This window comes from Streptomyces hesseae (genome assembly GCF_031845785.1).
Taxonomy (GTDB): Bacteria; Actinomycetota; Actinomycetes; order Streptomycetales; family Streptomycetaceae; genus Streptomyces; species Streptomyces hesseae.
Genome location: NZ_JAVRFI010000022.1, coordinates 112,931 through 123,853 on the forward strand (window position 1 = coordinate 112,931; position 10,923 = coordinate 123,853).

11 protein-coding genes and 1 rRNA gene are annotated in these 10,923 nt (G+C 69.9%); 1 reads left to right on the top strand and 11 read right to left on the bottom strand.

Annotated features, from left to right (window positions below):
• Nucleotides 1-62: 62 nt before the first annotated feature.
• Nucleotides 63-455, top strand: coding sequence for a PRC-barrel domain-containing protein (locus tag RM609_RS27180; RefSeq protein WP_311614214.1), 393 nt, complete (start codon nucleotides 63-65; stop codon nucleotides 453-455).
• Here the strand turns inward: RM609_RS27180 and RM609_RS27185 are convergent.
• The 11 genes from RM609_RS27185 to rrf form a co-directional block, all read right to left on the bottom strand.
• Nucleotides 356-1,828: a DNA polymerase IV gene (locus tag RM609_RS27185; RefSeq protein WP_311614215.1), complete on the bottom strand. Its 1,473-nt coding sequence runs from the start codon at nucleotides 1,826-1,828 to the stop codon at nucleotides 356-358. The two genes, RM609_RS27180 and RM609_RS27185, sit on opposite strands and share 100 nt — an antisense overlap.
• Nucleotides 1,829-1,951: 123 nt before the next feature.
• The gene (locus RM609_RS27190) at nucleotides 1,952-2,593 is read right to left on the bottom strand and encodes a MerR family transcriptional regulator (protein ID WP_311614216.1); all 642 of its coding nucleotides are present in this window, start codon (nucleotides 2,591-2,593) and stop codon (nucleotides 1,952-1,954) included.
• Nucleotides 2,594-2,783: 190 nt separating this feature from the next.
• The gene (locus tag RM609_RS27195; RefSeq protein WP_099198755.1) at nucleotides 2,784-3,257 is read right to left on the bottom strand and encodes a bifunctional nuclease family protein; all 474 of its coding nucleotides are present in this window, start codon (nucleotides 3,255-3,257) and stop codon (nucleotides 2,784-2,786) included.
• 45 nt (nucleotides 3,258-3,302) lie between these two features.
• On the bottom strand, nucleotides 3,303-4,088 hold the full coding sequence (ftsR, locus tag RM609_RS27200) for a transcriptional regulator FtsR (protein WP_311614217.1): 786 nt from the start codon (nucleotides 4,086-4,088) through the stop codon (nucleotides 3,303-3,305).
• A gap of 42 nt (nucleotides 4,089-4,130) precedes the next feature.
• The gene (locus tag RM609_RS34650; protein ID WP_438828546.1) at nucleotides 4,131-4,973 is read right to left on the bottom strand and encodes an FHA domain-containing protein; all 843 of its coding nucleotides are present in this window, start codon (nucleotides 4,971-4,973) and stop codon (nucleotides 4,131-4,133) included.
• Nucleotides 4,974-5,103: 130 nt separating this feature from the next.
• Nucleotides 5,104-6,078, bottom strand: a complete 975-nt coding sequence (locus RM609_RS27210; RefSeq protein WP_311614219.1) for a DUF881 domain-containing protein — start codon at nucleotides 6,076-6,078, stop codon at nucleotides 5,104-5,106.
• A 5-nt stretch (nucleotides 6,079-6,083) separates the two neighbouring features.
• Nucleotides 6,084-6,416: a small basic family protein gene (locus RM609_RS27215; RefSeq protein WP_071964751.1), complete on the bottom strand. Its 333-nt coding sequence runs from the start codon at nucleotides 6,414-6,416 to the stop codon at nucleotides 6,084-6,086.
• A complete protein-coding gene (locus RM609_RS27220; RefSeq protein ID WP_311614220.1) occupies nucleotides 6,413-7,294 on the bottom strand; it encodes a DUF881 domain-containing protein in 882 nt (293 codons plus the stop codon). The genes RM609_RS27215 and RM609_RS27220 overlap by 4 nt, the downstream gene beginning before the upstream one ends.
• Before the next feature lie 138 nt (nucleotides 7,295-7,432).
• On the bottom strand, nucleotides 7,433-9,928 hold the full coding sequence (locus tag RM609_RS27225; RefSeq protein ID WP_311614221.1) for a sugar phosphate nucleotidyltransferase: 2,496 nt from the start codon (nucleotides 9,926-9,928) through the stop codon (nucleotides 7,433-7,435).
• 128 nt (nucleotides 9,929-10,056) lie between these two features.
• Nucleotides 10,057-10,647, bottom strand: a complete 591-nt coding sequence (gene clsA / locus RM609_RS27230) for a cardiolipin synthase ClsA (RefSeq protein ID WP_311614222.1) — start codon at nucleotides 10,645-10,647, stop codon at nucleotides 10,057-10,059.
• A gap of 150 nt (nucleotides 10,648-10,797) precedes the next feature.
• Nucleotides 10,798-10,914: ribosomal RNA gene (gene rrf, locus RM609_RS27235) — 5S ribosomal RNA — on the bottom strand.
• Nucleotides 10,915-10,923: the final 9 nt, after the last annotated feature.

The window sequence follows — 10,923 nt, forward strand, 5'->3', positions numbered from 1 at the left end:
TTCACGTCCGTGGTTTTTCGTGGTGACGAGGACCGTCATGGGCGGGGAGCAGCGGAGGAGCCGTGCAGACCGACATCGACCCCCGGAGCCTCATCGGGCGCAAGGCCTTCGACCGGGACGGCGTGAAGATCGGCACCGTGGACGAGGTGTATCTGGACGACGCCACCGGGGAGCCGGAGTGGGCGGCCGTGCGCACCGGCCTCTTCGGCCGGGACGCCTTCGTACCGCTGGAGCCGAGCCGGGTCGAGGACGACGGGCTGCGCATCCCCTACGAGCGCGCGCTGATCAGGGAGGCCCCCGGTTTCGGGGTGGGCCGGCACCTCTCCCCCGCGCAGGAGCTCCGGCTCTACCGGCACTACGGGCTGGAGCTGCCCTCGCCGGAGCCGCCTCCGGCGGCCGACGGCACGGCCGCCGGGGAGGCGCCGTCCGGGGGCCCGGCGGGCACGGGCGACTGATCGCCCTCCGTACGCACCAGCGGCAGTGGTTCGGCGGGGTGGAGCGCCGGGTCGTCGACGCGGAAGGTCCGTACCCGCCCGGGCGCCGACCAGGGCTCCTCGAAGCGGACGGTGACGCGCCCCACGCCGCTGCCCTGCACCCAGCCCGCCCCGTGCTCATCGTGCCGGACGTCCAGCCCCGGAAGCCATCGGGGCGGCCCCTCAGGGGCCGTCTGAGGCTCCTGGGGCGTCTCGGGCTCGTGGGGTGCCGCCCCGGCCGTCGTGGCCGTCCCGGCCGCCGCCGCGGCCTCGGCGGCCCCCGCGGCGGCCTGGGCGAAGAGATCCTCCTGGGTGTAGTCGGCGAGCCCCGAGACGCCCACGCCCAGCAGCCGCACCCCGGCCGTGGTGTCCACGTGCTCCAGCAGCCGGGCGGCCGCCTCGCGCACCACGGCGGGGTCGTCGGTCGGGCCGCGCAGGGTCTCCGAGCGGGTCAGGGTTGAGAAGTCGTACCGCCGCACCTTGATGACGACCGTCCGCCCCGAGCGCCCGGCGCCGCGCAGCCGGGCCACGCAGCGGTCGGCGAGGCGGGCGAGCTCCAGCTGCACCCGGGTCCGGTCGGTGAGGTCCTCGGCGAAGGTGTCCTCCACGGACACGGACTTGGCGTCCCGCTCGGCGACCACGGGGCGGTCGTCGTGCCCGGTGGCCAGGGCGTACAGCCCTCCGCCGTGGGCCTTGCCGAGGAGCCGCACCAGCTCGTCCTCGCCGGCCTCGGCCGTCTCCGTCACGGTGGTGATGCCGGCCCGCCGCAACGTTTCAGCGGTGGCGGGGCCGACGCCGGGGATGGTCCGCACCGACATGGGGCCGAGGACATCCAGCTCCGTACCGGGCTCGATGAGCATGAGCCCGTTCGGCTTGGCCTCCTCTGAGGCGATCTTCGCGAACATCTTGGAACCGGCCAGCCCCACCGAGGCCGTCAGTCCCGTGGCCGCCTCGATGTCGCGCCGCAGCCGCTCCCCCACCGCGCGGGCGGCTGCACCGGAGGCCGGCACCCCGCCCGCCTCCAGGTCGACGAACGCCTCGTCGAGGCTGAGCGGCTCCACCAGCGGCGACAGCTCGCCCAGCAGCCCCATCACCACCTGGCTGATCCGCTGGTACAGCTCGAACCGAGGGGTGAGGTAGGCGGCGTTGGGGCAGAGCCTGCGGGCCTGGGCCGTCGCCATGGCGGAGTGGACGCCGAAGACCCGCGCCTCGTACGACGCCGTGGCCACCACGCCACGGGGACCCAGCCCGCCCACCACCACGGGCTTTCCGCGCAGGCTGGGCTTGGACGCCTGCTCCACCGAAGCGTAGAACGCGTCCATGTCCAGATGGAGAATCGTCGGCGCACCCCTCACAGGACAGATGCTGCCGCATACCACTGACAATCGCACCGATGTACGACGCGGCGCCCCGCGCGGGCCGCTGTCACGGCCTGCGCGGGGCGCCCTGTCACGCTGTCGTACGGGCCCCGGAGGGCCTCATCCCGCCCGGTTGCGGCGGCGGGCGAGCTCGTCGGCCGGGTTGTGGCCGATGAGCGTCTCACCGGTGTCCACCCGCTCCCCGTGGAGCTGGGCGAGGGCGCTCTCCACATCGCGCCAGACGACGCCCACGGCGATCCCGAAGACGCCCTGGCCGCCCTGGAGGAGGTCGACGACCTCGTCCGGCGAGGTGCACTCGTAGACCGTGGCGCCGTCGCTCATCAGCGTCATCTGCGCCAGGTCCTCCATACCGCGCGAGCGCAGATGCTGCACGGCGGTGCGGATGTTCTGGAGCGAGACCCCGGTGTCCAGCAGCCGCTTCACGATCTTCAGGACGACTACGTCCCGGAAGCTGTAGAGCCGCTGACTGCCAGACCCGTACGCGGGCCGCACGCTGGGCTCCACAAGTCCGGTGCGCGCCCAGTAGTCGAGCTGCCGGTAGGTGATGCCCGCGGCCGCGCACGCCGTGGGCCCCCGATATCCGATGCCGTCGGAGCTCCGGGAGGGCGTCACGCCCCCGGACTCGCTTCCCCGTGGGGTGGTCACCGCTGCCGTTGCGGAATAGCGGGGCACTGGTTCGACCGTTCCCCCATGCAGCGGATACGGACCGCCGACCGCCGTACCGTCGCCCGTGCTTCTCACGCCGACCTCCGTCCTTGACCTGCCTTCTCGACGGTAGGCAGTCGCTCGGGGTGCGTCAACGATCGCCACACTCGGCACGCCGAGTGATAATCACCCTGAGAGTGGTTTTACGTGTCCAGGTAGCGGGAAAAACTACTCGAATGCGACCTTGAGGCGGTTTCCACCGGCTCTCCGCCGGGTTCCCCGCGCCCTACTGGTTGCTGCTGCCGAAGTCCTCCGGCGAGATCTGGTCGAGGAACTCGCGGAACTTCTCCACCTCGTCCTCCTGCTCGTCCGGGATGGCGATCCCCGCGTCGTCCAGCACCCCGTCACTGCCGTAGATCGGCGTGCCGGTGCGCAGCGCCAGCGCTATGGCGTCGGACGGCCTCGCGCTGACCTCCACCCCGCTGGCGAAGACGAGCTCCGCGTAGAAGACGCCTTCGCGCAGATCCGTGATGCGAACCTCCGCGAGCTGCTGTCCGACCGCCTCCAGCACGTCCTTGAACAGGTCGTGGGTCAGCGGACGGGCAGGCGCCATGCCCTGCTGGGCGAAGGCGATCGCGGTCGCCTCTCCCGGTCCGATCCAAATCGGGAGGTAGCGGTCGCCTCCCACTTCACGCAGGAGCACGATCGGCTGGTTTGAGGGCATTTCCACCCGGACACCCACGACATCGAGCTCGTTCACACAGCAACCCTAGGCCGTGCCCGGCGGGTTTGGGTAGTCGGGCACTCACTGTGACTGGCCACGGGGCCGGAGAGCGGCCTTCACCAGGGCCGCGTGCAGCCGTACGGACAGGGCGGCCAGCTCCCTGGCCGTGGCCTCGGCATGGGCCCTGGTCTGCGGGTTGCGGTGCCGGCGCAGGGGGGCGACCACCTGCTCGACCAGGCCCGCCTCACGCTCGGCGGCGGCCTTCACGGCCCGTAGGTGGCGCGGCTCCAGACCGAAACGGCCCAGGTCCGCGACGAGCTTGGCGATCGTCATGGAATCGGCGTCGAATCCGCCGTCCGGGTGGGCCGTGAGCAGCCCGTAGGACTCCCACTCGGCCAGCTCCTCCTCGGAGACCCCGGCGCCGGCCAGCAGCTCCGTACGGCCGATACGGGCCGTCACGGGCCCCTCGGGCCCTCCCGGGGCCGTCGCGGGCGCCCCGGGCTCGTCCAGGACGTCCGAGAGGTCGAGGGCGTCCCTCGGCTGCGCGGGGGCGGGCAGCTGGACCTTCTCGCCCCGGGCCAGGGCATCCAGCTGCTCCCGGATGACCTTGAGCGGGAGATAGTGATCGCGCTGCATCCGCAGCACGTACCCGAGCCGGGTCACGTCATCCGTACTGAACTTGCGGTAGCCGGAGGGGGTACGCCGGGGCTCCACCAGGCCCTCCGCCTCCAGGAAGCGGATCTTGGAGATGGTGACCTCGGGGAACTCCTCGCGCAGCAGGTTGAGCACCGTTCCGATGCTCACCAGCCTGCCCTCCGCACCGGCGGCACCGGAGGACCCGGCGCCGCCCGACGGTGTTCGAAGCATGGCCCTTCCCTGGAGGTGCCCCGGACGGCGTCCGGGAGCGGGTCAGATGCCCTGGCTGCCGAAGAAGACCAGCCGGTACTTGCCGATCTGCACCTCGTCGCCGTTGGCGAGGACGACCGACTCGATCTGCTCGCGGTTGACGTACGTGCCGTTGAGGCTGCCGACGTCGGTGACGGTGAAGCTGCCGTCCTGGTTCCGGCGGAACTCCACGTGCCGGCGCGAGACGGTGACGTCGTCGAGGAAGATGTCGCTCTGCGGGTGCCGGCCCGCGGTGGTCACCTCGGCGTCGAGCAGGAAGCGGCTGCCGGAGTTGGGGCCGCGACGGACCACCAGCAGGGCCGAGCCCAGGGGCAGCGCCTCAACGGCGGCCTGCGCCTCGGGCGAGAGCGCCGGGATCGCCGTCTGGCCGGTGGTCTCCGAGTCATACGCCTCGAGACCGGAGATGGAGATGGTCGAGGTCGTCTCCGAAGCGCGCTCGGCGACCGCCCCCGGCCGCAGCGGAGCGCCGCAGTTGGAACAGAACCGGCTCGCCTCGGCGTTCCGGTGGCCACACCTCGTACATACCGGCAAGGCAAACCCTCCACCCGCACTTGAGGTCGCTGGTGCCCCGAAACCTATGCGCCCCGCCTGGGCAGGGTCAACAGAGGACGCGCCCGGACCGCCCGGAATGTCGCCTCCATAGCCCTGGGCGTCGACCTGGTCCCGGAAGAGCGGGCGACCCTCCTGGGCATTCTCGCCACCGTCCCCGGAACGCGACGCCCGGTGCCGGGCCGTGCCGCCGTCCTGGCGTGCGCTCTTGCCGAACAACTTCGCAAACAACTTCACGGGCGATTCCCCTTGACCGAAACAGACCCGCCCGTGGGGCAGGACAAAACCTTGCTGCACACACCGTCCGACCTGGACATCTCTACAACGTCCGCAGTCAACAGACAGTTTCCATCACGCACCCTTGACTTGGTGCGCCGACCCCCCGCAACCTCCCGCCCTCCCCACGGGCCCCGCCCGCACGCCCGTCTCACTGCGATGACGACCGAGCGTAGTCAGGCCGCTTCGCCGGGCGCAAGGCGTCCACAATGATCTTCTCAGACCGGGAGACACTCACCGACGCCTGCTCCTTCTCGAGAGTCTGCACCACACCACCCGGGATGTTCAGCGCGGGCTCCAGATCCTGGGGCTTGCCGATGACCTTGAACTTATAGGGCTGCGAGACCTTTTTTCCATCGATCTCCACCTTTCCCGCGGAGCCCGAGAAATAGGTGCCCGCGACAACCCGGACATCGTTGATCTGGATCGCCTCCGCGCCCGCGGCCCGCAGCTCCTGGATCGTGTCGAGCAACTTGTCCGCCTCCACGGCGCCCTTGCTGTCGCTCACCGTGAGTTCGATGCCGGGCCCCTCGGCCGCCACCGTACCGGCGAGCACCCCGAGCTGCTCCTCCTTCTGCGCGGTCTGCTTACGGGCCTCGGCCGCCTGGTTGGAACTGCTCTCCAGCTCGGAGCGCTGGCTCTCCAGCCGGCGCTTCTCGTCCTCGAGCCGCTTGGTGCGATTGTCCAGTTCATCCAGGATCCTTACGAGATCCTCCTGCCGGGCACCGCGCAGGGCGGTGTTGTCGCTCGTCGAACGGACCTGGATGGCCAGGCCCAGCCCGAGAACACACAGCAGCACCGCCACGGTCAGCTGGGCGCGCGTCAGCCTTGGGGGCCACAGCCCGCTCATCAGCCGTTGACGCCCCGTCAACGGGGTGGTCCCGGAGGCGGCTCCCTTTGGGGGGACAGGGCCGGGCTCGGGCCGCTCCGGCCCGGATTCCGCGGGCCCGGGCGCCCCGGCCTCCGGCTCCTGAGGCTCCGACTCCCGGGGTTCCTTCTCCGCCTGCTCCTTCTCCGGCTCGCCCGACGACCCACCGTGCTCGGGCTCCTCGGACCGTTCGGGCTTCTCCGGCTCTTCCGGCCGCCCCGGCTGTCCGGACTTGTCGGGAGTGTCGTCTGCGCTCATCGGTCTCACGCCCGGAAGATGTGCCGCCGGATGGCGGCCGCGTTGGAGAAGATACGGATGCCCAGGACGACCACCACACCGGTGGACAGCTGCGCGCCGACGCCGAGCTTGTCGCCCAGGAAGACGATGAGCGCGGCCACGACCACATTGGACAGGAACGACACGACGAACACCTTGTCGTCGAAGATCCCGTCCAGCATCGCCCGGAGGCCGCCGAACACCGCGTCGAGCGCCGCCACGACGGCGATGGGAAGGTAGGGCTCGACCGCCGTCGGCACCACGGGACGGACGACCAGCCCGACCACGACTCCCACGATGAGGCCCAATACGGCGATCACGATGTGCCCTTCCCTGGTGTTGCGGTACGTACGATCAGACTCGGCGCGGCGGGCAGCCGGACCTCGTCCTGGGTGGAAATGCTCGCGCGGATCCCGTAGTTCTGCTGGAGCACATGCAGATACTGGCCGTCGGCGCTGTCCTGGAACGCGGTGCTGAACCGCTGCCCGTCCCCGATCGCCAGCACCGTGTAGGGCGGCACCAGCGGTCTGTTGTCGACCAGTATGGCGTCCCCCGCGGCCCTGATAGCGGACAGCGCCGTCAGCCGCTGACCGTTGATGGCGATCGCCTCGGCGCCGGACTGCCACAGACCGTTGACGACCCGCTGCATATCGCGGTCGCGCACCCGCCCGGTGTCGGAGAAGCCACTGCTCTCCCTCGGCCCGCCCCCACTGGTCCGGGCCTGCTTGGCGTCGTCGATCACCACTTTGACCCCGGGTCCGCGCACCGGCGTGGCACCGGCGAGCAGCGACACCAACTCGGCCTGGTCCCCACCGTGTTTCCGCAGCGCGTCACGCTGCTTGGTGCCGACCGAGTCCCGCAGGGAGTCGACGTTCTTCTGGAGGCTGTCGGCGGAGGAGGTCTCCGCCTCGATCCGCTGGATGAGCTGTTCGCGCTCCTTGGCCAGCGTCGGTGCCGATATCCGCGCCTGCGCCGCCCCCAGCGTCACCACCACGGCCGACAGCAGCAGGGCCCCGGCCAGCCCCAACTTCGCCCGCAGGGTGCTCGGCAGACCCTTGCCGCCCTCGGCCCGCCGGGCCGCCGCCTCCGCGTACCCCTCGTCGAGGCTGTGATCCATCACATTGGTCAGCAGCGACATCGACGCGTCGGGACGCGACGGCGGCGAAGAGGTGCTCCGAACGGGGGGCTGCTGCGACATGCCGCACATCGTCGCACGTCGGGGGCGTCGTCTCCCAATGGCCCCACCGGCGTGCCGGATCCGGTACGGATTCACGACACTCCGGGAACAGCGGGGGAACATCCCCCCGGCCGGAGGCGGACGACGCCCCGCGGGCCGTCAGCGCCCGGCGCCGTCCACGACCGCCGACCACTCGTCCAGCAGCGCCTGCGCGGAGGCGTCGTCAGGCCCCTCCGCCCACAGGTGCGTCACCGCCTCCGCCGGGTCGGGCAGCACCATCACCCAGCGCCCGTCGGCCTCGACCACCCGCACCCCGTCCGTCGTGTCCACCGAACGGTCACCGGCGGCCTCCACCACATGCCGCATCACCAGACCCTTGACGGCCCATGGCGTGGCCAGGTCCCGGCGCAGGACATGCGCCCTGGGGATCCGTGCGTCTATCTGGCTGAGCGTGAGCTGCGTACGGGCCACCAGCCCGATCAACCGGACGAAAGCGGCCGTACCGTCGAAGACGCTGCTGGACTCCGGGATGATGAAGCCGCCGCGCCCGTCCCCACCGAAGATCGTCGTCTCCTGCCGGCCCACCCTCGTCAGATCGTCCGGCGACGTCGTCGTCCACTCCACCTGCGTCCCGTGGTACGCCGCCACCTGCTCGGCGATCCGGGTCGTGGTCACCGGCAGCGCCACCCGCCCGCTGCGCCGCTCGGCGGCCACCAGGTCGAGGAGGACCAGCAGCGCGCGGTCGTCCTCCACGATGCGCCCGCGCTCGTCCACCAGCGAGATCCGCTCGCCCACCGGGTCGAACCGCACCCCGAACGCGGCCCGCGCCGACGCCACGATCTCCCCCAGCCGCACCAGCCCGGAGCGACGGGCGTCGGCGGTCTCGGTGGGCCGGGCCTCGTCGAGCCCGGGGTTGATGGTGAGCGCGTCCACTCCCAGCCGGCCGAGCAGGCTGGGCAGCACGAGCCCGGCGCTGCCGTTCGAGGCGTCCACGACCACCTTCAGCCCCGCCTCCGCGACACCGGTGGTGTCCACGGACCGCAGTAGCGAACCCGTGTAGGAGTCGTAGACGCTGGACGGGAAGGACAGATCGCCGATCTCCCCGGGGAACGCGCGGCGGTACTCCTGACGGGCGTAGACCCGGTCGAGCTTGCGCTGCCCCGCCTGGGAGAGATCGGCGCCGCGCTCGTCCAGGAACATGATGTCCACCGAGTCCGGCACCCCGGGCGACGTACGGATCATGATGCCGCCGGCGCTGCCCCGCGCGGTCTGCTGCCGGGCCACCGGAAGGGGGACGTTCTCCAGGTCGCGGACGTCGATGGCGCTGGCCTGAAGGGCCGAGATCACCGCACGCTTGAGGGCTCGCGCGCCACGGGAGTGGTCCCGCGCGGTGGTGACGGTGGCCCCCTTCTTCAGCGTCGTCGCATACGCGCCGGCGAGCCGGACCGCCAGCTCGGGGGTGATCTCCACATTGAGGATCCCGGACACACCGCGGGCGCCGAAGAGATGGGCCTGTCCCCGGGACTCCCAGATGACGGAGGTGTTGACGAACGCTCCGGCCTCGATGGTCTTGAAGGGATAGACCCGGACATTGCCCTGGATAATCGATTCCTCACCGACGAGGCACTCATCGCCGATGACGGCCCCGTCCTCGATCCGGGCGGACCGCATGATGTCGGTGTTCTTGCCGACGACACAGCCGCGCAGATTGCTCTGCTGGCCGACGTAGACGTTGTCGTGGACGACGGCCTTGTGCAGAAAGGCACCGCTCTTGACGACCACATTGGAACCGACGACGGTGTGCTCGCGGATCTCGGCGCCGGCTTCGACCTTGGCGTAGTCGCCGATGTAGAGCGGGCCGCGGAGGACCGCGTCGGGATGCACCTCGGCGCCCTCGGCCACCCAGACCCCGGGCGAGATCTCAAAACCGTCTATGTCGACGTCGACCTTGCCCTCCAGGACATCGGCCTGCGCCTTCACATAGCTCTCGTGGGTGCCGACGTCCTCCCAGTAGCCCTCGGCCACATAGCCGTAGATGGGCTTGCCTTCCTTCATCAGCTGCGGGAAGACATCCCCCGACCAGTCGACCGGAACATCGGGCCGGACGTAGTCGAAGACCTCGGGCTCCATGACATAGATGCCCGTATTGACGGTGTCGGAGAAGACCTGACCCCAGGTCGGCTTCTCCAGGAAGCGCTCGACCTTGCCCTGCTCGTCGACGATCGTGATGCCGAATTCCAGCGGATTGGGGACCCGCGTCAGACAGACCGTGACCAGGGCGCCCTTCTCCTTGTGGAAACGGATCAGGTCGGTGAGGTCGAAATCGGTGAGGGCGTCGCCCGAGATGACGAGGAAGGCATCGTCCTTGAGCGCCTCCTCGGCGTTCTTGACGCTGCCCGCGGTGCCGAGTGGCTTCTCCTCGTTGGCATAGGTGAGCTCCATGCCGAGCTCCTCACCGTCACCGAAGTAGTTCCGCACCAGGGAGGCCAGGAACTGTACGGTCACGACGGTTTCGGTGAGCCCGTGCCGCTTCAGCAGACGGAGCACATGCTCCATGATCGGCCTGTTGGCCACGGGCAGGAGCGGCTTGGGCATGCTCGAGGTCATGGGGCGAAGGCGGGTGCCCTCGCCGCCGGCCATCACGACGGCCTTCATGTCGGAAGCGTCCTCCTTGAGAGACGACGGTCATGCCGACGAAATCGCCCGACGAGCCCGGCCGAGGCAGCGCGTCCACGCGCGCCCGGTGGGGCTCCTGCCCGGTGAGGCTGGGGAGTACGGCGAGATCAGTCGGCCGTGGCATCCGCTCTGACGAGTCGGCGGACCTGGACCACGTAGAGGATCCCTGCCCACCAATAGAGGGTTGTACCCCATCCGGCGAACGCCCATCCGAAAATCGCGGCGAGTGACGAGAGCCAGCCGGATCCATCACTGAGAAGCAGCAACGGGAAGGCGTACATCAGATTGAAGGTCGCGGCCTTGCCGAGGAAGTTCACCTGCGGCGGCGGATAGCCATGACGCCTCAGGATCCACACCATGACCAACAGCATCGCCTCCCGGGCGAGCAGGGCCAGGGTCAGCCAGAGCGGCAGAATCTCACGCCAGGTCAGACCGAAGAGTGTGGAGAGGACGTAGAGCCGGTCGGCGGCCGGATCGAGCAGCCGGCCGAGGCTGCTGACCTGATTCCAGCGCCGGGCGAGCTTTCCGTCGAGGTAGTCGCTGACACCGCTGAGCGCCAGGACAAGGAGCGCCCAGCCGTCGTGCTTCTGAAGAATCAGCCACAGGAACAAAGGAACGCCGACGAGGCGCGCCATGCTGAGGATGTTCGGGATGGTGAGGACACGGTCGGTCTGAACACGCGTCTCCTGGACCTCCACCCGGGGGCCTCCTGTGGGGATATGTACCAACGATTCCCCCTGACCTTACCCCCAGCCGTCCGGGGGTCGTGCGGAGGGGGCGGCCACAGCGGCCGTACAACGCAAGAAAGCCCCGGCAGGTATCCCCTGCCAGGGCTTTCTCCAAAAGAAGTTCGGCGGCGTCCTACTCTCCCACAGGGTCCCCCCTGCAGTACCATCGGCGCTGAAAGGCTTAGCTTCCGGGTTCGGAATGTAACCGGGCGTTTCCCTAACGCTATGACCACCGAAACACTATGA

Excerpts from the sequence above, each read along its gene's own strand:
- ftsR (WP_311614217.1), bottom strand. The coding sequence starts at position 4,088 with ATGCTTCGAACACCGTCGGGCGGCGCCGGGTCCTCCGGTGCCGCCGGT.
- RM609_RS27210 (WP_311614219.1), bottom strand. The coding sequence starts at position 6,078 with ATGAGCGCAGACGACACTCCCGACAAGTCCGGACAGCCGGGGCGGCCG.
- RM609_RS27220 (WP_311614220.1), bottom strand. The coding sequence starts at position 7,294 with ATGTCGCAGCAGCCCCCCGTTCGGAGCACCTCTTCGCCGCCGTCGCGT.
- RM609_RS27225 (WP_311614221.1), bottom strand. The coding sequence starts at position 9,928 with ATGAAGGCCGTCGTGATGGCCGGCGGCGAGGGCACCCGCCTTCGCCCC.